Genomic DNA, 22,584 nt, shown 5'->3' with positions numbered 1-22,584 from the left:
GCATTAGAAGATAGAATTTAGAAATGTCTCAAAAGGCAAAGAAGCCCCCTTTTGAAAGAAGGGTGCTTCTCCTTACCTTTAGATAGATGAAAGATGTTATTGATGCTTAAAATAAGCAACTAGTTTATGCGATAAGGCTTACTCTTTCATACCCATTTCTTTTGCTTCAATTCCAGTTTTTCGCATAATGAATTTGGAAAGTTCCACAATAGGGACAATAGAGAAGGCGGTGAAGAGAATTTCTAGCCATTCTGTTGCGCCTAATGGGGTGGAGTCAAAGAAATCGCGTAAGCCTGGTGTTACGATAACGATTAAATGCATAAATGCAGATAAAAGAATCGCTAAGTTAAATGGCTTATTAGCGAATGGCTTGCCTGTGATAAGAGATTTAAAGACAGACTTCACGTTGAAAGCGTGGAAGAGCTGAATTAAACCTAATGTTGCAAAAGCCATTGTTTCTGCTACTGGGATAGCTTCGTGTTTAACGTGAACGACATACCAGTACATGAAGAGGGTTAAGCTACCTTCAATAATACCTTGGTAAATAATGGATAGGCCAACACCATTGGAGAGGAAGTTAGATGAACGGCCACGAGGTTTTTGATCCATGATGCCTTCTTCAGTCGGTTCCATCCCCAAGGCAATGGCAGGGAAAACGTCAGTTACGAGGTTGATCCATAGAATATGAACAGGTTCTAAAATAGACCAGCTTAACATTGTAGCGACGAACATAGTCATTACTTCCCCTAGGTTAGCAGAGAGAAGGTATTGGACAGCTTTTTGGATATTGGCGAATACCTTACGGCCTTCTTCAACTGCAAAAACGATGGTTTGGAAGTTGTCGTCGGCCAATACCATATCTGAGGCACCTTTAGAAACCTCTGTCCCGGTAATTCCCATACCTACCCCAATATCTGCTGCTTTAAGGGAAGGCGCATCATTCACGCCATCACCGGTCATAGCAACGACTTTACCGTGAGATTGCCAAGCTTTTACGATTCTCACTTTGTGTTCTGGTGAAACACGGGCATAAACAGAATATTGAGCCACTTGATCCTTTAGCTCTTCGTCAGACATTTGGTTTAATTCTGCGCCTGTTAAAACACCATGTTCATTAGCAGCATCTAAAATGCCTAAACGTTTGGCAATGGCAGCAGCAGTATCTTTATGATCTCCAGTAATCATGATGGTTCGTATACCAGCGTCTTTTGCGGTACGGATAGAGGCCTTAGCTTCTTCACGTTCTGGGTCAATCATTCCTGCCAAGCCAGCGAAAACGAGATCATGTTCAATAGTTTCAGCTGTTAATTCACTAGGTAAGTCGCTGATAAATTTATACCCTGTAGCGAGCACACGTAAGGCTTGTGTAGCCATGGCGTGGTTATGTTGGTTAATTTCTTGTACATCGTTTGAATTTAAAGGTCTAACTTCACCCTTATCCAAAATCTTACTGCAGTGGGTAAGGAATAAGTCTGGCGCTCCTTTAGCTGTAACCAGATAACGCCCATTACCTAAGTCGTGAATGGTGGACATCATTTTACGTGTGGAATCGAATGGCACTTCACCGACACGAGGACTAGTTTCTAGAGCTCCTTTTAAATCGAAACCTTTATCAAGGGCAAATTGAACCAAGGCTGTTTCAGTTGGATCACCTAGAAGTTGCCCATCTTTACTTTGCTTCGTATCATTGGCTAGTGACATAGCTGCGATCATTGGATGTTCAAGGCTTATATTTTCTTTGACATCATGAATCTTGTTATCATACATCACTTTTTCAACAGTCATCTGATTCATCGTCAGAGTTCCTGTCTTATCTGAACAGATAATTTGTGTCCCGCCAAGTGTTTCTACTGCAGGTAACTTCCGGACTAAAGCATTACGCTTGGCCATGTTTTGCGTTCCAATGGCTAAGATAATCGTGGAAATTGCTGGCAAACCTTCAGGAATAGCTGCTACAGCAATAGAAATTGAAATCAAAACCATATGCAAGATATGCCCTTGACGGATAACACCTGTCACAAAAATGATAGCTGCAATGATGAGAATAGCGATGGTTAAGGATTTCCCTAGTTTTTCTTGATTTTCTTGTAGAGGAGTTTTCTTCTCATCGGAGTCGTTTAGCATATTGGCAATTTGACCAACTTCTGTGGACATACCCGTTCGAGTGACGATACCAAGTCCTCGTCCATAAGTGACATTAGTAGAGGAGTAGGCCATGTTGAGGCGATCTCCTAGACTTGCATCAGCGTCATCTATAACATCACAGTATTTTTCAACTGGGACGGATTCTCCTGTTAAAGCGGCTTCTTCGATTTTTAGGGAGTTACTTTCGATTAAGCGCATATCAGCAGGAACGATATCCCCAGCTTCTAAGAGGACAATATCTCCAGGGACGATTTCTTCACTTTTGATGGAAAGTGTATGGCCGTCACGTTTGACTTTTGCTAGAGGTGAAGCCATATCACGGAGGGCATTAATTGCTTCTTCAGCCTGAGTTTCTTGGAAAACACCTAAAACGGCATTTAAGATAACAACGATTAAGATGATAAAGGCATCAGAAACTTCACCGACCATAGCCGATACAATGGCGGCTGCTAGCAAGACACCAATCATAAAATCTTTGAACTGATCAATAAATTTTTCGACTAATGTTCTTTGTTTACCTTCTTGTAATTTATTTAAGCCATATTTGGCTCGCCTTGACGTGATCTCACTCTCATTTAAACCGTCTATATGACCGTTCAATCTCTCTAAAGATTCTTCGCTGGTTAGGGTATAGTAGCGAGTAGAATCTTGAGAAATAATGGTGCTATCTGTTTGTTTGGATTGTTCCATATAAACCTCCTAATTTTTTTTGCATCTAAAAAGAAAAAGACCCACGCATAAAAGAGTCTGATCCCTTATGCATAAGTCTCACTATTTCAGGCAGTACCAGTAGGCAAGCTACTTGACGTTGTTGATACGGCCACATACTAGATGCTAGTTACTCCCTTATGGCTTGCATTACTATTATAGACTATTTGATTGGAAAAAGCGACTAAAAAAAGCCGTCCCATTTATAGGAGGACGGCCTTTAGAGAGTGTATGTTTATAGGATGGCTAAGATAACAAAGTTAATTAAGAAGAGGAAAGTGGTGAGCCAAACAATTGGGTGGACTTCTTTAGCTTTGCCTTCGATAACTTTTACTAGGCAATAGAAGAAGAAACCAGCAGCAATACCGTAAGAGATAGAGTAGCATAGGCCCATAAAGATAGAAGCAAAGAAACAAGGAATAGCTTCGGAAAGATCTGTCCAGTCTATTTCTTTAAATGAGCTCATCATCATTACCCCTACGATAATTAAGGATGGAGCAGTGGCAATTCCTGGAACAATACTTACGACAGGTGCAAGGATGGCGGAGAGTAAGAAAAGAAGGGCAGTTACAACAGCTGTTAAACCAGTTCGCCCACCAGCTCCGATACCTGCTGCGGATTCAACGAAAGTAGTCGTATTGCTTGTCCCAAAGATAGCACCGACAGAAGTCCCAACAGAGTCTGCGAACAAGGCTTTATCCATCTTAGAAGAGAAACCTGTCCCTTCTTCCATGTCACGTTCATCTTGTGCAGAGAAGATCCCTGTTTTACGACCAGTTCCAATGAAGGTTCCAAGAGTATCAAAAGTATCTGATAAAGAAAAGGCAAAGATAGTCAGTAAAACGAGTGGCAAGCGGTGGGCATCGCTAAAGAGAGCGCCCATCCCTTTAGAACCAAAAGCAGCTAAGAAAGTTGTCCCAAGTTGGTGGATAGAAGAAGACAAAGAATTATCGGCCCAGTTCACGGCTGAAAGGTCAACGATGCCTGTAAAGATAGATAGCAGGGTTGTCAAGAAGATCCCTAATAAGATAGCACCTTTGACTTGACGCAAAACTAAAATGGTCGTGATGATCAGACCTGCAAGGGCAACTAATGAAGAAATTTCTGTAAAGTTAACCAATGAAGGAACGATACCTCCGTTGATGTTAACTGTTTGGATCCCTTTGACGGTTGCGGATGGATCAAATGGGGCATTGTTGACGGCTTTGATGGCTTTGCTGTCAGCTAAGAATGTTAAAAGGTTAGCGTTTTTCATCCCAATATAGGCGATGAAGACCCCGATACCCCCACCTAAAGCGTGTTGGATGGAAGTAGGGATAGCCTTGATGATCATCTTACGAATTTTGGTTACAGTGATGATGACATTAATAATCCCACAAATAAATACCATAGCAAGAGCTTCTTGCCAAACAAATCCTAGAGAGAAGCAAACTGTAAAAGTAAAGAAGGCATTTAAACCCATACCTGGTGCTAAAGCGTAAGGTACATTAGCGAAAAGTCCCATAAATAGGGTTCCTGCGAAACTGGCTAAGATTGTTGCGAGGAAGACGGCTTGAGATGGCATACCTGTTAAACTTAAAATAGCTGGGTTAACGAAAATGATATAGGACATAGCGAAGAAGGTGGTAATACCAGCCAAGGTCTCCGTAGCGACAGTCGTTTTGTGTTTCTCTAATTCAAAAAATTCCTTCACGTAGTTGACACTCCTTTTAAAAGTTAAGAAGGCTCATGGATAATTTCATGAGCTTTCTTTAATTGGTGAAAGTTACTCTTAGATTATACGGGAAACAGCAAAAAAAGCAACAAAAAAGTGAACGAATTATCGAAATATTTTAATTAATGTTCGTGATTTATTGTTTCTGATAGTAAAAGGTAGGGAATTGTTCGGACTGTTATCTATATAATGGCTAGAAATGGGAAAACAAGCTAAATAGGAATGAGATGAAGGACTGGAAACTGAAGGAGAGTTTAGACAGTGGAGGGCAAGAAAAATCACTTGCCAAAGCAGGTAACTATAGATATGATTAAGTAGCGTGTGGAAAGGATGAAGATCATGACAAATCAAGTTTTATCTCAAATGGTGGTGGCACTTGCCCCTTTGAAAGAATCGAGTATTGAAAAAACATTAGATCTCTTGAATGATGGGAATACAGTTCCTTTTATTGCTAGATACCGTAAAGAGGTCACTGGCAATTTAGATGAAGTGCAAATAAAGGCTATTGAAGATAGTTTTCGCTTTTTTAGCAAACTCAATGAACGCCGTGAATCGATTGAGAAATCCATTAGTGAACAAGGTAAAATGACAGAAGACCTGTCCAAAAAAATTCAACAGGCCAAAACACTTCAAGAATTAGAAGATTTATATCGACCATATAAACAGAAGAAGCAAACAAAGGCCACAATTGCTCGGGAAAAAGGTCTCTTTCCTTTGGCAGAGAAGATACTGGAGCAAGCGTGCGATATAGACATTAAAGAGGAAGCCAAGGCCTATCTTAATGAAGAAAAGGACTTAGGAAGTCTAGAAGATGTACTAGAGGGTGTCCATGAAATCTTGGCAGAAATCATCAGTGATGAGCCAGACTATCGTCGGTGGATTCGCCAATTCACTATCCGTACAGGTTTGTTAACGAGTCAGCTAAAGAAGGGCGCTGTAGATGAACAAGCAATCTATGAAATGTACTATGACTTTAGCCAGCCGGTGAATAAGGTGCTTAACCACCAAATTTTAGCTTTAAATCGTGCTGAAAGAGATAAGGTAGTCACTGTTTCTATTAAGGTAGATAATGCTGCCTTGGAACGCTATTTCACTGGTCGTTTGATTAAAGAAGCTAGCTCTCCTGCAGTAGCTTATATTGAAGACGCTTATCGAGACTCTTATAAACGCTTTATTGGACCGGCTATTGAACGGGAAGTAAGAAATGAATTGACAGAACGTGCCGAAAAGGAAGCTATTCAGCTATTTGGACATAATTTGAGCCAATTATTGCTTCAAGCGCCTCTTGCTGGTGAAACTATTCTTGGACTCGATCCAGCCTATAGAACAGGCTGTAAATTAGCTGTTATCGATCCAACAGGTAAGGTGTTAGGGAAGGGCGTTATTTATCCTCATAAGCCGGCTCCAGTTGCAAAACGTGAAGCAGCGAAAGATGAACTATTAGCGATGATTAAAAGCTATGGGGTAACTTGTGTGGCGATTGGGAATGGAACGGCAAGTCGTGAATCAGAACAATTCGTTGCCGATTTAATAAAAGAACAGCATTTATCGATTTCTTATGTGATTGTCAATGAAGCTGGAGCCTCAGTTTACTCTGCTAGTGAATTGGCACGGGAAGAATTTCCAGATTATCATGTAGAAGAGCGGTCAGCTGTATCTATTGCTCGTCGTTTACAAGATCCTTTAGCTGAATTAGTGAAAATTGACCCTAAGGCTGTAGGAGTAGGGCAATATCAACATGATGTCAGTCAAAAAGCTTTACGAGACTCTTTGGATTTTGTTGTATTGCAAGCTGTTAACTCTGTAGGGGTGGATCTCAACACGGCAAGTGTATCACTTTTAGAACATGTTTCCGGCTTGAACAAGGGTATAGCTAAGAATATAGTGGCTTACCGTGAAGAAGAAGGACGATTTGAAGATCGTAGCCAGTTGAAGAAAGTGAAACGTCTAGGGGCTAAAGCCTATGAGCAAGCGGCAGGCTTTTTGCGCATATCTGGTGGGAAACAGGCACTAGACAAAACCGCCATTCATCCTGAATCCTATAAAATTGCTCAGGATTTGTTGGAAGAATTAGGGTTAAGCGCAGAAGATATAGCGACAGAAGAAATGGCAGAAGCTATTAAACAGCTGGATGTCAAAGAATTTCTAAGCCGACATGAAATTGGCGAACTCACCTTAATGGATATTATAGAGCAGTTACAAAAAGGTGGGCGAGACCCTCGTGACGATGCCCCTAAACCTATTTTGAGGCAAGATGTTCTAAGCATGGATGACTTAGAAAAGGGGATGGCTTTAAAGGGAACAGTGCGTAATATTGTGGATTTTGGGGTTTTTGTTGACATCGGAGTTAAGGAAGATGGCCTAGTCCATATATCGAAAATGTCTAAGTCTTTTGTTAAGCATCCATCAAGTCTTGTGTCCATTGGGGATATTGTTGACGTTTATGTGGAAGATGTAGATAAGAATAAAAAACGTATTTCTCTATCTATGTTGCCTATTGAATAAAGAAAAATTGCGTTAGCTTGGCGCTTCTTGCTGCTAAGCTAACGCATTTTATTATGTGGGTCGTTCAATCTGCCAGTTCTTTTCTTAAGCTGACTCATTCTATAAAGAATCCTCACTAGATTATTTACCAATAATTAGCTCAATTTTCTTAAATGAGTAATAAATAAGTCAATAGCTAAAAGGACAACGCTAATAATCATCAAAATAAAGCCCAGATCACTAGGGTTACCGATAAGATAGAAGAAAATTGATAAGCACAGGGCAATTAACCAGATAGAACTGTTAGTTTGACGACTGGATTTATGTGTAGGACTTTTGAAGACTAACATAGCTACCCTCCTTTTCTAGTTGCTAGATTTACTTGAATAACTTATTTTATTAAGAAAGCGCTTACTAGTTAAATTATAATATTCTTTAAGGAGAAAAGCTAGTTCTTGAGCTTGCTTATAGGCCTTGAAGGAAGAAAATGGCCTATATAAATGATAGACTTCCTTTTACTTTCATTGTCATCTAATGCTTACTTATAACTTTTAAAGAGGAAAAAGATGAAAAATGACCTATTGGATAAAAAGGGGGGATAAAGAGTGTGTAGAGGAAAGATTTCAATTAAATAGGCATGGTGAAGGGTTATTGATCAGTACTCTTTGGAATTAATTTATATAAAAGTCTTGTTCATCAATCACTTTCTTCAAAATGAAAGTGAGCTGAATGGATAAGGATTACTTAGAGGATGACTTAGCCATCTCATTGAAGTATTCTTATTCTGATGAAAATATAATATTTCTTTGTCTACTTTTAGAAGATAAGGGGCAGAGTTCATTATTTAAAAAAGGCGTGTGGCTTGAGTTTGTTTTGGGGAATATGTCATTCTTTTTGTTTCAAATGGCTAGGGAAAGAGCAATAGCTGGAAGGATTTTCCTAACTATTGCTCTTTCTTTTAACTATTGGACTGTAATTTATTGACTTGAGCTAATTCTTTGGGGCAACCTTGATAGAGATAATAGTCTTCTGCGATTGTCTTTTGATCTGACCAAAAGAAAGTTTCACATTCCAAACGTGTTAGCCCTTTTTTGTCGTAAAAAGAAACGTCTGAACCTGAATCAGTGAGGACATAAAACAGATCTACCTTACTTTCTAAGAGGTCATCTATAAAGTGATAGAAAAGACGATTACCTAATCCCAGACCCCGAGCGGTTTTTTCGATCATAAAGAGGGTTAAACTTGCACCGAATATCTTTCCGGATTGTTGGACTAGTTTTTCATCTAAGCGCATGGTAGCCATGTATCGGCTAAAAACTGTATCGTCAGCATCTTGTTCGAGTAGCTGGCAAAGAGCATTGGCTTGTCTGTAACGTAACCAAGAGAGTTCATTAATTTTTTTAGAAATGCTGTAGGCAATTAGGCCGATGATATGCCCATTTTTACGCGCGACCACAATTTTGCTAGAATTTAACAAAACATCAATGAGGAAGATTTCCACCATTGGGCGAATTTTTTCGGCGGGTACCCATGCAGGGTAATTCCAGGTATCAAAAACAATTCGTGCCATTCGTTGATAATCTTTTTGACTAATGTGTTCTAACTTTTCAATGCTTATTTCTTCTGTTTGCATAAAAGCTCCTTTATTCAAGATAAGTGTTCTTGTTCTATACTTTACCACAAAATAAATGAAATATGAAAGATTACTCAACTTCTAAGGGGAATGATCTTTTTTGCCTATGTTTCTCTATGCCCGCCAAATATTATACATAATCCTGCGAAATATTTTATAAGGAAGTTGGAGAACAGAAGAAGCTAAAAGAGAGAATAGGGGGGTAGAGAATTTCTGATTATAAAAATCAAGAAAAGACTTTACAAATGACCGGAAAATTGCTAATATTATCTTGTTGTCGCGGTCATGGCGGAATGGCAGACGCGCTAGCTTGAGGGGCTAGTGGGGAATTTCCCCGTGGAGGTTCAAGTCCTCTTGGCCGCATAAAACGAGGATCCAGCAAGGGGGATCCTTTTTTTTTGGCACTTTCTCATTGGCTCTCAACTAGAGGAGATGTGGAAAAGAAAATATTCAAGGAGCTTTTGCATTAATCTGTAGAAGTCGAGACCAGTTCAATGAGCTTTTTGATTAACTAGTAGAAGTCGAGACCGGACTTCATACTGGTCTTTTTTTTTGTGAGTAAAATTGCTATAATAGGTCTTGTCTTGCGGTCATGGCGGAATTGGCAGACGCGCTAGCTTCAGGCGCTAGTGGAGTAAAATCCGTGGAGGTTCAAGTCCTCTTGGCCGCATTTTTCTGGAAGTGTTGATACACTTCCAGCTTTTTTTTGGAATAGTTTCTTTGAAGGAGTAAAGAGATCGTATTCCTTAATTTTAGGAGCTTCACATACGACGAATGGAGTAATTCGGGCAGAAAGCCTTCTAAAAGTTGTGTATTTCTAAAAAAATGTTAAACTTTAGGATAGCTATATCTTAAATTTGTTTTAAGACTAATCTGATGTGCTGTGTAAGATCCGGGTAAGGAAGGAAAGAAGTTATCATGGATATAATCATTGTTGGTGGCGGTAAGGTTGGTCAAGCCATCTGTAAAGCCTTGTCTACTGAAGACAATAATATTATGTTAATCGAGAAAAACGATCTCGTTCTAAGCAGAAGCATCGATGACTATGACATTACAGGTATTGTTGGCAGTGGTGTCAGCTATGATACTTTAGTGGAGGCAGGGGTAGAAAATGTGGATATTTTTATTGCCACTGCAGATAGAGATGAGGTTAATTTAATTTCTTGTATCCTGGCTAAACGCTTAGGGGTAAAACGAACGATTGCACGGGTTAGGGAACCAGAATATAGCGAAAAATTCAACTTAGTGCGTGAAGGATTGGGCATAGACCTGTTGATAAATCCGGACTTATCAGCAGCCAAAGACATAGCTAAATTGATTCGCTACCCTTCCGCTTTAAGTGTAGAATCCTTTTTAGGGAATCGTGTCAACTTAATCGAAATGGAGATTTTACCAGAGCATAATTTACATGGGATAACTATTCCGGATTTCCGTGAAAACTTTCCTGGTTTAATTATATGCGCCATTGTAAGGAATAATGAGTTGATTATTCCTTCAGGGGTAAACCATTTGGAAGACAACGATCGTATTTTTGTGACAGGTTTTGCCAAAGATATTGCCAATTTCCATCGCCAGTTAACGCCGAAGAAAAAGAGGATTCGTGGCATATTTATTATTGGTGGAAGTCGTATAGCTCATTACCTTTTGCGACAAATCGAACATGCTCACTATAATATTAAAGTTATTGAACGTGATGAGAAACGTTGTGAAGAATTGTCTTATCGTTTCCCTGATGTGGTGATTATTCATGGAGATGGAACGGATCAAAACTTCCTGCTTTCACAAGGAATAGAACATTATGATGTTGTTATTTCTCTGACAGGCGTGGATGAAGAAAATTTGATCACGTCACTTTTTGCAGAGCAATTTGATCATATTTCAGCTATTGCTAAAATGAGTCGAACCGCTATACTCAATGTGGTTAATTTAACCAAAAAGCAAACCGTTATTACGCCAAAAGAAATTGTAGCTACTGATATTTTGCGCTTTGTTCGAGCGAAGGAAGAGGCAGAAGGAGCTTCTGTAGAATCCCTTTACCGTTTATGGGAAAATCGGATTGAAGTAGCCCAATTCCGGATTAACGAACAATCACCTTTAATCGGAAAGACTATTGCTGAAGTAAACGTGCCTAATGGTATCCTGATTGCCTTTATCATGCGAAAGGGTAAAGTTATTTTCCCAACCGGTCGTGACTCGATTATCCCATCGGATCGGGTTGTCCTCGTTACTAAGTACAATTCTACGAGAAGCATTAAGGACTTGTACTAGGAGGTGCTATTTTGAGTTATCGCACAATTCGTTATTTCTTAGGGCTTATTTTAATTATCTTGGCTTTGCTGTTAAGCTTTCCTCTACTGGTAAGTGTGGTTTATGGAGAAACCTTGCGATTCAAATTATCTTTTCTTTTCAGTATGGCTATTGCTGGTGGTTTAGGTTTCTTGCTCCAATGCCATAAGCCCAAAAGCCTTCGCCTATATGCAAGAGAAGGGGGCATTATCGTTGCATTGGGTTGGTTGTTACTTTCTTTTTTTGGAGCCTTGCCATTTGTATTTTCAGGGGATATTCCCCACTTAGTCGACGCCTATTTTGAAACGGCATCAGGTTTTACAACGACTGGGGCAAGTATTGTTCATTCTGTAGATGATTTAGCTCGATCTACTTTGTTCTGGCGAAGCTTTACCCACTTTATAGGAGGTATGGGTTTCCTTGTTTTCACCCTAGCTATTGTATCCAATTCGGGATCGGATTCGGTTCATCTGATGAAGGCGGAAGTTCCAGGGCCAGTATTTGGGAAATTGGTCGCTAGGTTAAGGACAACTGCACAAATTCTATACGGTATCTATCTTGCTTTGACGGCTATATTGGTTGTGATTTTGCTGGCCTTTCAGGTGCCGTTCTATGACGCCTTGCTGTTAGCTTTTGGTACAGCAGGGACTGGGGGATTTGGTATTCGTGATATTGGTTTAAGTGCCTACGCTAATCCAGAAGCAGTTGAATATATTTTAGGGATCTTTATGTTGATCTTTGGGGTTAACTTTAACCTCTATTACTTGATCTTGATTAAACATCTAAAAGAGGTCTATCAAGATGAAGAATTACGTGCCTATGTTGCTATTGTCACTGTAGCTATTGTGGCTATTTTCCTAAATGTGCTTCCTCAATATCAACATTGGGAACCAGCCTTGCGTAATATCTTTTTTACGGTGTCGTCCATTATCACAACAACTGGCTATTCCACAGCTAACTTTGATAAATGGCCAATGTTTTCCAAGATGATCCTCCTTTTACTCATGTTTGTGGGAGGATGTGCAGGATCGACGGCAGGGGGGCTAAAAGTTTCACGTATCGTTCTTTACTTTAAGACCTTTGTAGCTGAATTACGGAGAGGAGCCCACCCTAATCGGATTGTTATCTTGCAATCTGGCCATCGTCGCATTGATGCTGATTATGTGGTATCCGTGTCGCGTTATCTTATTGTTTATACCTTGCTTTTTAACGCTATGGTCTTAATCCTCACTTTGGATGCTGAGAATTTCTTGACAGCATTTAGTGCAGTGGCGGCTACTTTAAATAATATTGGGCCAGGATTTGAAATTGTAGGTCCCACACGTAATTATGCGAGTTTGAATGATTTATCCAAGTTTGTTTTGTCGATCGGTATGATTGCAGGAAGATTGGAATTATATCCTATTCTTGTGCTTTTCTCTCCACTGCAAATCACCTTTACACATTTACCTTTTAACCGAGGAGAATTCTAGATCGATAAAGCATCGATCGCAGGGAAAGTCTAAGAAAGGCAAGACTTTTAGCTATAGGATTAAAAGGATAGCGAGACTTCTTGATGAGGCTATAGGCATAAAAGAAAGCCGTATCTTGTTATGTTATTATAAAAAATGAAGGAGCCGTTAGGTGCATTCCTTTTCAAAAGAGGGCAACTAAAGTCTTTTTTGAAGGGATGGGGCCTAGAACGGCTTTTTTTTTTTACTCGCGGTAATATCCTATGGGGAAAGAGATGGCCTAAAAAATGGGCTCTGAGATAAAAAAATTATCTCAAGTCCGGATGATGAAGCATCTAGTCAGCGCAAGTCATAAGGTTTAAGGTATGGAAATTGTTAAGAAAAATTTAAAAACTAGGTATTTTAGCGCTAAAGAAAGACTTGAAGCTGCAATATTTCAATAAAAAGCTAGGTATTTATTGAAAAAATAAATCGAAAAAAGCTAGTAGTATGATAAAGAGATTAACAATATTATAAATGTAAGAACAGTCAATAAACTAAATAGTATAATAATTGAGATTTTTGGAATGTGGTTTATACAAATGCTATCGTTTTAGAAAGTGAGGGTATTTTGAAAATAAAAGTCAAAAAGCATTGATATAAAGCTACTTTTTGCTTTTGGAGATGTTCTCTCTGTATAAATTTATTGACCAACAAGTGAATTATTTGAAAATAAAAAGGCCTAATTGACGGTTTATAAATACTATGTTAAACTTTAGTTAAATTCAAATGTAAGCGTTTTACAAGGAGGAATGCAAAGGAGAGGAATACGTGTAGAGTTGTTGCATAAGCTTGTCAGTTCAGTCGCACAAATTAGTTTAAATAAAGGAGCATAACCATGAAAAGATGGGCAAAATATTTGTTTGTATTTATGGCGCTTTTTCTTGTAGCGTGCGGTAGTAGTGGCGGTAAAGGGAGTAGCTCTGGCGGAAAAACTTTAACAGTTGGTCTATCTGGGGATGCTATATCATTGGATCCTGTCATGACCAATGATAACCAATCCAGTAATGTCATGACCCAAATTTATGAAGGATTAGTTAAATTAGACAAAGACGGGAAGATAGTTCCTGCTTTAGCAGAATCTTATGAACAAGTGGATGATGTCACTTATCGTTTCAAATTGAAGAAGGGTGTTAAGTTCCATAATGGCGAAGAAATGAAGGCATCTGATGTCGTCTTCTCTCTTAAACGTGCCATTGTAGCGCCAAACGTGACGCACTTATTCCAAACTATTGATGAAAATACAGTAAAAGCCCTTGATGACTACTCGGTAGAATTCAAGCAAAAAGAACCATTTGCTGGGATTATGTCAGCCCTTTGCCATCCAGGTGGCTTTATTGTCAATGAAAAAGCTGTCAAAAAAGCAGGCGATGACTACTCTCAACATCCAGTAGGAACAAATGCATTGAAATTTGTTAAATGGTCTCGGTCTAATTCCATTGAATTAGAAAAATTCAAAGACTACCATGGCGAAAAACTAGGCTTTGATAAGTTAGTTCTTCGTGTTATCCCTGAACCAAGTAACCGGGTTATTGAATTAGAATCCGGTGGTGTGGACATGGCCTATGACATTATTGCAACTGACTTGAAGAAAGTGGAAGAAAATCCTGATCTTAACTTGATTAAATCATTGGATTATGGTGAAACCTACATGGGCTTCAACTGTGCGAAGAAACCTTTAAATGATCCAAAAGTCCGTGAAGCCATTTCTCTTGCTTTGGATACTGACTCTATTGTTAAGGCAGTCTTCCATGATTTAGGGAAAACAGCAAAAGGTGTACTTCCTCCAACCCTTCCATATTCTATTGCGGATAAACAAAGCTTACAAAAACGTGATGTCGAAAAAGCTAAAGCACTTCTTAAAGAAGCAGGTGTTGAAAAAGGTTTCAAACTATCGATTGCTACCAATGAAAATAAAGACCGTTCCGATATGGCTACTGCCATGAAAGAACAATTAGCTGAGGTGGGAATTGATGCATCTATTAATGTACTTGAATGGTCAGCCTTCAATGATCTTTTGAAGAAAGGTGGCCAAGACTTGTTTATGATTGCTTGGACAGCTGACTCTTCTGATCCTGATACCTTCTTATTCCCATGCTTCCACTCTTCTGCAAGAGGTGAAGGCGGGAACTATATCTTCCTAGAAGATAAGAAGGTAGATGAACTTCTAGAAAAAGGCCGTTACGCACAAGAAGATTCAGAACGTGCTAAATCCTATGAAGAAGTTCAAAAATATTTAATGGATATTCATGCTTGGGTGCCATTGCACAACAAAGAATTAACTTGTGCTACACGTAAGAATATTAAAGGAATGTGGTTATCACCTTTAGGCTTCTACCAAATCACTCAAGTGAAGATTGAGGACAAATAATTGTTGATGAGTGTTTAGAATCTCCTAAATAAGCCAATAATGAAGAGCCCGTTTTTAAGGTCTTCAATAGAGACTTTCATTGCCAATAAATGAGCTGATTGAAGAATACTGAATACGGGTTCTTCGTTATGGTAAAGAGAAAGAATGAACTTTTTACAGAGAAAGAACTTGTCTATAGTTTATGACCTTCAACAAGAACTTTTGTCGTCAAATAAGCATTCTGCCATAAGGAAAATTTTGTAGGCAGAATGCTAATAAAAAAAGAGGTGCTGTTATGCTGAAATATATTATTAAGCGGCTGCTCTACCTTATTCCGGTTATCCTAGGGGTAAGTTTTATCGTATTTGCCTTACTCTATATGACGCCAGGGGACTTAGCTCGTAACGCTTTAGGACCGTCTGCGTCGGAAGAAGCCGTAAAAGCCTTAAGGCTGGAAATGGGATTGGATGATCCTTTTTTGGTGCAATTTGGGCGCTATTTAAAGAATGCTGTTTTCCACTTTAACTTTGGCTATTCCTATATTACGAGAAGTGAAGTTGCTGGAGAAATAATGTCCAGAGCTGGGGCTACAGTGAAATTAGCTGCCACAGCAATTACTTATGCCGTTATTATTGGGGTTCCAGTGGGGATTATCAGTGCGGTTAAGCAATATTCTTTATTTGATAACATTACTATGATCTTTGCTTTGATTGGGATTTCTATGCCAGTCTTCTGGTTAGGTCTCCTATTAATTTTAGTTCTTTCTGTACAATTGCACCTGCTACCTTCTTCAGGCTATAATACACCGGTTCATATGGTTTTACCGATGATGGCTTTAGGGGCACAATCTGTATCGGTTATCGCTCGGATGACACGATCGAGTATGCTAGAAGTTATTCGGAAAGACTATATTCAAACAGCTAAGGCTAAAGGGCAAAAAGGGAATGTCGTTATTTGGAAGCATGCCTTGAAGAATGCCCTCATCCCTATTATTACTATTACAGGGACTCAATTTGGTCAATTAATGGGTGGGGCCGTTATGACAGAGGTTATTTTCTCCATTCCAGGAATTGGCCGTTTGATGGTTGACTCCATTATGAAACGGGATGCGCCAATGGTTTTGGGTTGTGTTTTGTTTGTTGCGGTTACCTTCTCCTTAGTGAATCTTGTCGTGGATATTCTTTACACATTTGTGGATCCACGCTTGAAGACTCAATACGAGTAGGGAGGTGCTGATATGTCAACGAAAGATCATAAAGAGGCGAAAAGCGCTCTTCATTCAGAACGGTCGAGTCATAAGGGAAGAGGATCCAATCGTGCTTTAAAAGACATATGGATTCGAATGAAACGGAATAAACTGGCTATGGTCGGCTTGGCCATTATTATCATTTTAGTCATTACGGCGATATTTGCGGATGTTATAGCACCATATGGTTATGCGGAACAAAATCTTTCGAATCAATACCAAACACCTAATGCGGCCCATTGGTTTGGGACGGATGAATTAGGACGGGATATTTTTTCACGGGTCGTTTATGGGTCTCGAGTATCCTTGAGGGTAGGTTTCATTTCAGTTTCGATTTCCATGTTGGTGGGGGTTGCTATCGGGGCAATCACAGGTTATTACGGTGGGCGAGTAGATAATGCCTTAATGCGTATTATCGATATTGTTCAAGCTTTACCAGATACCTTGCTAGCTATTGCCATCATGGCTTCTTTGGGGCCTGGCTTGACTAATTTGATGATTGCGGTAGGGATCGCTTCTATTCCAGGTTACGCCCGTTTGGTACGTTCTTCTGTACTTTCTCTAAGAGACCAAGAATTTATTGAGGCGGCAAGGGCTTCAGGATCTAGTGATTTCAGAATAATGTTTAAGCATTTGATTCCAAACTGTATGGCACCTATAATTGTCCAAGCCACTTTAGGGGTAGCCTATGCGATTATCAATGCTGCAGGGTTAAGCTTTATTGGATTAGGTTTGGAACCACCAACGCCTGAATGGGGAGCTATGTTATCAGGTGGTCGGGCTTACATTAGGGACTTCCCTCATATGACATTATTCCCAGGCTTGGCGATTGTATTGACGATCTTGGCTTTGAATCTTCTCGGGGATGGTTTACGTGATGCCCTCGATCCGAAGCTAAAACGTTAGGAGGCTAGCCATGAACGAGTTATTAGAGATAAAAAACCTAAGTGTGGAATACCATACAGATGCTGGTGTAGTTCATGCCGTTAATGGTTTGAATTTTAAAATAGATAAGCACGAAACCCATGGATTGGTTGGGGAGACTGGGGCTGGTAAAACGACTACTGCCCTGTCTATTATGCAACTTATTCCAGATCCACCTGGAGAAATTACTTCTGGAGAAATTTTGCTAGAAGGCAAAGATCTGATGAAAGTTCCAGAAAGTGAAATGTATAAGATTCGTGGGAATAAGATATCGATGATTTTCCAAGATCCAATGACTTCACTGAATCCGGTCATGACAGTGGGGCAACAAATTGAGGAAGTTATCAGTCTCCACCAAGAAGTGAGCAAAGACGATCTTCGAAAAAAGGCTATTGAAATGCTTGAAGTGGTAGGGATTCGTAAGGAACGTATTGATGATTATCCTCACCAATTTTCAGGTGGGATGAAGCAAAGGGTGGTTATTGCCATGGCCCTAGCATGTAATCCATCCCTGATTATTGCTGATGAACCAACGACTGCCTTAGATGTGACCATACAAGCGCAAGTCTTAGCTTTGATCAAGGATTTAAAAGAAAAATATGATACGTCAATGATTTTGATTACGCATGACTTAGGGGTAGTAGCAGAAACCTGTGATAAGGTCTCCGTATGTTATGGCGGTACCATTGTGGAACATGCGAGTGTTAAAGATTTATTTGAAACCCCTTACCACCCTTATACAAAAGCGCTCTTTAGTGCTATTCCGAAAATTGATGAGGACGTCGAACGCTTAGAAACCTTGTCGGTGACCTTACCTGATTTTTCGAAAATTAAACCGGAATATAGGGAAGTTAGTCCAGGGCATTTCGTGGCATTCCCGTTAACGCTAGAGGAAGAGGGGGATGACCATGAGTAATGAGAAAGAACCACTACTTGTGGTAAAAGATCTAAAAAAATATTTCCATACTAAATCTGGGGAACTCAAGGCGGTTGATGGAGTTAGTTTTTCAATTAATCGCGGGGAAACGCTCGGTTTAGTAGGAGAATCTGGTTGTGGGAAGTCTACAGTTGGACGGGCTATTATTCGCCTGCATGAACCAACTTCTGGGCAAGTATTAATGAACGGTAAAAATATATTGGAATACAAGTCAAAAGAGGAAATGAAACATTTACGCCAATCCATGCAGATTGTATTCCAAGATCCTTACTCATCCTTGAATCCCCGGATGAATACCTTTGATTTGATCGCAGATCCAGCTCGAGTCAATCATCTCTTTTCTTCCGAAAAAGAATTGGAAGATGCAGTTTATGATATGATGGATACGGTTGGTTTAACGAATCGCTTTGCGGGAGCTTTCCCTCATGAGATGGATGGGGGGAGTCGGCAACGGATAGGTATTGCTCGTGCCTTGATTTTAAAACCAGAATTTATTGTCATGGATGAACCTGTTTCTGCCTTGGATGTTTCGGTGCAAGCACAGGTATTGAATCTGATGGATGAATTGCAAAAAGAATTTAAACTGACCTATTTATTTATTTCACACGACTTATCTGTGGTGCGCCATATTTCTGACTGGGTGGCTGTAATGTATTTGGGGCAAATTGTTGAAATGTCTCGCTATGATGTTTTATTTGACAATCCAATGCACCCTTATACCAAAGCTTTACTCTCAGCAATTCCTATTCCAAAATATGGTTTGCAACGAGAACGTATCTATTTGAAGGGGGATGTTCCTAGTCCTTTAAATCCACCAGCTGGTTGTCGATTTGCTGGTCGGGTACCATGGATTCCAAAAGAAGCCCATGAAGAACATCCAGAGTTGCGTGAAGTAGAACCTGATCACTGGGTAAGATGTACATGCTACCAATACAAGAGCTAATGGCTAGAGATCTAGAAGCTTGATACGCCTCTCCTCAACTTTTTTCATCAACCTTCTAACTCCTTAGCTCTTCTTTACCATCAGTCCACCTTTGTGAAAGCGAGGGTGGACTGATGGCTTTTTTGAAAAAATTGGCCTAAGAAACGACGCTATGGCAAGGATTTTATCCATTAGTAACTTGAATTCTAAATCTTTTTTTCTGTAAATACTTGACACATTATCTGAAAGCAAGTATGATATTCCCAAACGATTCATTGGAAGGAGCATGATGGACATGCAAAAGAATAATTCATCCGGTATGCCGATCTGCTCGGCTTCAAAAATTAATCGATTTTTCTTTAGCTTTTTTAGATAGTGTTTGTAGCCGTGATTTCTTCATGGGTGCAAGCACGAAAACAAGTGATTGTATCTATGAAGGCTAGAGCTATTTAACATTGACTTGAGCCCCATAGAAGATAAATTCTAAAAGGCTCAAGGAAAACTTGAATCTATATTTTTTTGGTGAGTTCCAAGAGCCTATTTAGTTTTTATCGCTAAATAGGCTCTTTTGTTTGCAGGGAGGAATGCCATGGAAAGCGACTTTATTGACTTTAAAACGAGTAACTGTAGACTATCTTGATAGTATTAATTTGATATATCCTAGGAGGAATTTGTATGTTATCAGTAAAAGCAAAAATGTATTCAGTAGCTATTGTAGCCTTATCAGCCTTGACTTTACTTGGATTAGGGCAAGGTCAAAATGGAATTTCTGCTGCAGATAAAGTAACAAAGGTGGCTATCCTACAATATACTGAACACGAATCGTTAGATCGTAGCCGGAAAGGTTTCTTGGATGCTTTGAAGAAGGCAGGTTATAAAGAAGGAAAAAATCTTAAAGTGGAATATAAGAATGCTTCTGGTGATCAATCTAACTTGCAATCTATTGCGCAACAATTAAAAGGGAAACACGATATTATCTTAGATATTGCTACACCAGCAGCTCAAACGATGTTACAAGTGGATAAGAAAACACCTCAATTATTCACTGCTGTAACGGATCCTAAAGCCGCTAAATTGGTTGAAAGTAAGGACAAACCAGGCAAGAATATGACTGGGACTTCAGATATGGCGCCAACTAGTCAAGTAGTGGACATTCTCTTGAAAGAAAAAGAAGGGATCAAGACGATCGGTGTCCTTTACAATTCTTCTGAAGTGAACTCTGAAATGCAATACAAAGATGTTGTAGCTTATGCCAAGAAGAAGGGGATTAAGGTTGAAAGTGTAACGGTTACTTCTTCCAATGATGTGAAACAAGCGATCAAAGCTTTAGCGAAAAAGGTTGATGCGGTTTACCTTCCAACTGATAATACAGTAGCAGATACGATCGAAACCATCGGAGAAGTCCTAAAAGAAGAAAAGAAACCGTCTGTATCAGCTTTCGATGCAGCTGTAAAAGGCTCTGTATGTGCTTATGGGGTTGACTATTACCAATTAGGTCAACAAACAGGTGAAATGGCCGTCAAGATCTTAAAAGGGAAGAAAGAAGCGAAAAATATGCCTGTAGAACTTTCTAAGAAACCTGTTTTAAAAGTGAACAAGGCTATGGCAAAGGCTGTTGGCGTAGATCTTGAAAAAATCCAAAAATAATTAGGATATAGCAGTCATTTTCCTAAAAGTCCTGATGGGCTAAAAGGAAAAATTTAAAGTAAGATATGCCTTGATCTTAAGGCTATATTCGGAATAAAAAGATAGTGAGGCGAATGGAACACTTTTAAATCGTCTCCTATCTTTGAATAAAAGAAATGAAAAGTTTAAGTAAAAAAGTAGTCCAAGCATTATTCTTTGACTAGTTAGATGGGTAAAGTCTCAACGACTATTCTTTTATAATGCGTTAAATAATAAAGTTGAAGAATGAGTTAGTGTATTTTTAAGGAAGGTGGAGCGATGTCTCTCGATTTGTTACTTTCAAGTGTTTCGCAAGGAATGATGTGGTCCATTTTAGCTATGGGGGTCTATATCAGTTTTCGTCTATTAGATAGTCCTGATTTATCAGCAGAGGGAGCTTTCCCTTTAGGCGCTGCAGTGGTGGCTAAGTTACTCTTACAGGGAGTCTCCCCTATAGTCGCTTTAGCTGTTGCTTTTCTAGCAGGAACTTTAGCAGGTCTTTTGACTGGATTTATGACCACTCAAATGAAAATACCCGTTCTTTTATCTGGTATTTTAACCATGACTGCCCTTTATTCCATTAATTTACGTTTGATGGGGAAGGCGAACATTCCTTTGATCGGGCAGAAAACGCTTATCACCTTTTTGGAAGATAGGGGACTTCAAACGGATATGGCTTGCTTGCTGTTGGCTGTATTAGTGGTTACTTTGGTCATCCTTTTGCTTGTCTTGTTCATGCGGACTGAATATGGTTTAACTTTACGGGCAACTGGGGATAATCCAGTTATGAGTGAAGCAAATGGTATAAAGACAGACCAATTGAAATTAGTGGGTTTTATGTTATCTAATGGCTTAATTGCCCTGTCTGGTGGTTTATTAGCACAGTCCAATGGCTTCGTTGACATTGCAATGGGAACAGGGACTATCGTTATTGGTTTAGCAGCAGTCATTATTGGTGAGGTCTTGTTGAAGAAAGCAGGGATTCCTGTCCGATTGATTTCTATTGTGATTGGAGCGATAATTTATCGCTTGGTTATTGATTTAATCATGCAACAATCTCTTATACCGATCTTGTCCAGCGATATTAAGATCCTATCAGCGCTGGCCTTGGCTATTATTCTTTGGGGACCACATGCAGGAAAAAAGGCGGAGGAATAAGAAATGGAAGAACTCTTACGATTAGAAAATGTGAGTAAAATTGTTCGATCAGCAGATGGTGAAGAACATTGCATCAGTCGGTCGATTGATTTGACGTTGAATAAAGGGGACTTTGTGACAGTTATCGGGTCTAATGGGGCAGGGAAATCCACCTTGTTAAACTTGATTTCAGGTGGGTTACAAGCCAGCTCTGGTAGCATCTTTTTAAATAAGCAAAAAATAAATGGCATGAAGGTCCACCAACGAGCTAAAGCTATGGCTCGGGTCTTTCAAGATCCACAAATTGGGACTTGCCCGCATTTAACGGTTGCTGAAAACTTAGCTATTGCAGAAAAGCGTGGGAAGAAACGTGGCTTATTGCCAGCCTTATCAAAAGATAAGAAGAAAAGGTATAGCGAATTGCTAAAAAAGATGGGGATGGGGCTTGAAGAGCGTTTGGAAACGGAAGCTGGCCTCTTGTCTGGTGGGCAACGCCAAGTTTTAACCTTATTGATGGCGACGATGCAATCACCAGAATTATTGCTTTTAGATGAACATACGGCGGCGCTTGATCCACATACATCTAATCAAGTAATGAAACTGACAAAAACTGTTGTAGAAGAACAAGGATTGACCACTTTAATGATTACCCATAATATGCAGGATGCGATAGACTATGGGAATCGTTTAATCATGCTCCATAAAGGAGAAATTGTTGCTGATTTAGATCAAGAAAAGAAAAGTCAACTGACACATCAACAATTATTGACCTGGTTCCGCAATCTCTCCCGAGGTGAAGCGGTGGACCTTGAAGAGGGAGAAGCAGCTTTAGTCTATGCCTAAAACCTGGCTATTAGTTTATTTGCCTATTCTTTATTGAAATAGGATGAACTAAAAAGCCTTCTTTAGATCTTTCCTTTCTTTATTGAAATAGGATGAACTA

General features: G+C 39.5%; 15 protein-coding genes and 2 tRNA genes. 13 read left to right on the top strand and 4 right to left on the bottom strand.

Annotated elements, in window-relative coordinates:
• Positions 1–138: 138 nt before the first annotated feature.
• Complete coding sequence (locus D3H64_RS01260) at positions 139–2,835, bottom strand: cation-translocating P-type ATPase (protein WP_121564037.1); 2,697 nt, start codon at positions 2,833–2,835, stop codon at positions 139–141.
• A gap of 253 nt (positions 2,836–3,088) precedes the next feature.
• Positions 3,089–4,546, bottom strand: coding sequence for an NCS2 family permease (locus D3H64_RS01255; protein ID WP_121564035.1), 1,458 nt, complete (start codon positions 4,544–4,546; stop codon positions 3,089–3,091).
• Positions 4,547–4,897: 351 nt separating this feature from the next.
• On the opposite strand from D3H64_RS01255, the gene D3H64_RS01250 reads away from it, so the two are divergent.
• On the top strand, positions 4,898–7,072 hold the full coding sequence (locus D3H64_RS01250; RefSeq protein ID WP_121564069.1) for a Tex family protein: 2,175 nt from the start codon (positions 4,898–4,900) through the stop codon (positions 7,070–7,072).
• A 134-nt stretch (positions 7,073–7,206) separates the two neighbouring features.
• Here the strand turns inward: D3H64_RS01250 and D3H64_RS01245 are convergent, their stop codons facing one another.
• Both D3H64_RS01245 and D3H64_RS01235 read right to left on the bottom strand, forming a co-directional pair.
• Positions 7,207–7,401, bottom strand: a complete 195-nt coding sequence (locus D3H64_RS01245) for a hypothetical protein (protein ID WP_121564033.1) — start codon at positions 7,399–7,401, stop codon at positions 7,207–7,209.
• Between the two features lie 608 nt (positions 7,402–8,009).
• Positions 8,010–8,684 (bottom strand): hypothetical protein, encoded by a 675-nt coding sequence (locus D3H64_RS01235; RefSeq protein WP_121564029.1) that lies wholly within the window; start codon positions 8,682–8,684, stop codon positions 8,010–8,012.
• Positions 8,685–8,963: 279 nt separating this feature from the next.
• Here D3H64_RS01235 and D3H64_RS01230 point away from each other — a divergent pair.
• The 12 genes from D3H64_RS01230 (at position 8,964) to D3H64_RS01175 (ending at position 22,484) form a co-directional block, all read left to right on the top strand.
• Positions 8,964–9,047, top strand: a tRNA-Leu gene (locus D3H64_RS01230).
• Positions 9,048–9,270: 223 nt separating this feature from the next.
• Positions 9,271–9,354 (top strand) — tRNA-Leu (locus tag D3H64_RS01225).
• Positions 9,355–9,602: 248 nt separating this feature from the next.
• Positions 9,603–10,952, top strand: a complete 1,350-nt coding sequence (gene trkA, locus D3H64_RS01220; protein WP_121564027.1) for a Trk system potassium transporter TrkA — start codon at positions 9,603–9,605, stop codon at positions 10,950–10,952.
• An 11-nt stretch (positions 10,953–10,963) separates the two neighbouring features.
• Positions 10,964–12,442, top strand: coding sequence for a TrkH family potassium uptake protein (locus tag D3H64_RS01215; RefSeq protein ID WP_121564025.1), 1,479 nt, complete (start codon positions 10,964–10,966; stop codon positions 12,440–12,442).
• A gap of 856 nt (positions 12,443–13,298) precedes the next feature.
• Positions 13,299–14,831, top strand: a complete 1,533-nt coding sequence (locus D3H64_RS01210) for an ABC transporter substrate-binding protein (RefSeq protein WP_121564023.1) — start codon at positions 13,299–13,301, stop codon at positions 14,829–14,831.
• Between the two features lie 274 nt (positions 14,832–15,105).
• The gene (locus D3H64_RS01205; protein ID WP_121564021.1) at positions 15,106–16,035 is read left to right on the top strand and encodes an ABC transporter permease; all 930 of its coding nucleotides are present in this window, start codon (positions 15,106–15,108) and stop codon (positions 16,033–16,035) included.
• 12 nt (positions 16,036–16,047) lie between these two features.
• Positions 16,048–16,962 carry a nickel transporter permease gene (nikC, locus tag D3H64_RS01200; RefSeq protein WP_121564019.1) on the top strand — a complete coding sequence of 305 codons (915 nt, stop codon included), beginning with the start codon at positions 16,048–16,050 and terminating at the stop codon, positions 16,960–16,962.
• A 10-nt stretch (positions 16,963–16,972) separates the two neighbouring features.
• Positions 16,973–17,896, top strand: coding sequence for an ABC transporter ATP-binding protein (locus tag D3H64_RS01195; RefSeq protein WP_121564017.1), 924 nt, complete (start codon positions 16,973–16,975; stop codon positions 17,894–17,896).
• Positions 17,889–18,860, top strand: a complete 972-nt coding sequence (locus D3H64_RS01190) for an ABC transporter ATP-binding protein (RefSeq protein ID WP_121564015.1) — start codon at positions 17,889–17,891, stop codon at positions 18,858–18,860. Before D3H64_RS01195 ends, D3H64_RS01190 begins: the two co-directional genes overlap by 8 nt.
• A 654-nt stretch (positions 18,861–19,514) precedes the next feature.
• Positions 19,515–20,486: an ABC transporter substrate-binding protein gene (locus D3H64_RS01185; RefSeq protein WP_121564013.1), complete on the top strand. Its 972-nt coding sequence runs from the start codon at positions 19,515–19,517 to the stop codon at positions 20,484–20,486.
• A 297-nt stretch (positions 20,487–20,783) separates the two neighbouring features.
• A complete protein-coding gene (locus tag D3H64_RS01180; RefSeq protein ID WP_121564011.1) occupies positions 20,784–21,662 on the top strand; it encodes an ABC transporter permease in 879 nt (292 codons plus the stop codon).
• A 3-nt stretch (positions 21,663–21,665) separates the two neighbouring features.
• Positions 21,666–22,484, top strand: a complete 819-nt coding sequence (locus tag D3H64_RS01175; protein ID WP_121564009.1) for an ABC transporter ATP-binding protein — start codon at positions 21,666–21,668, stop codon at positions 22,482–22,484.
• Positions 22,485–22,584: the final 100 nt, after the last annotated feature.

Origin of the sequence: Atopobacter sp. AH10 (assembly GCF_003664595.1) — a bacterium.
Lineage (GTDB): Bacteria > Bacillota > Bacilli > Lactobacillales > Aerococcaceae > Atopobacter.
Note: the sequence above shows the minus strand (reverse complement) of the source record. Positions and strands in the feature narration are given on the sequence as shown.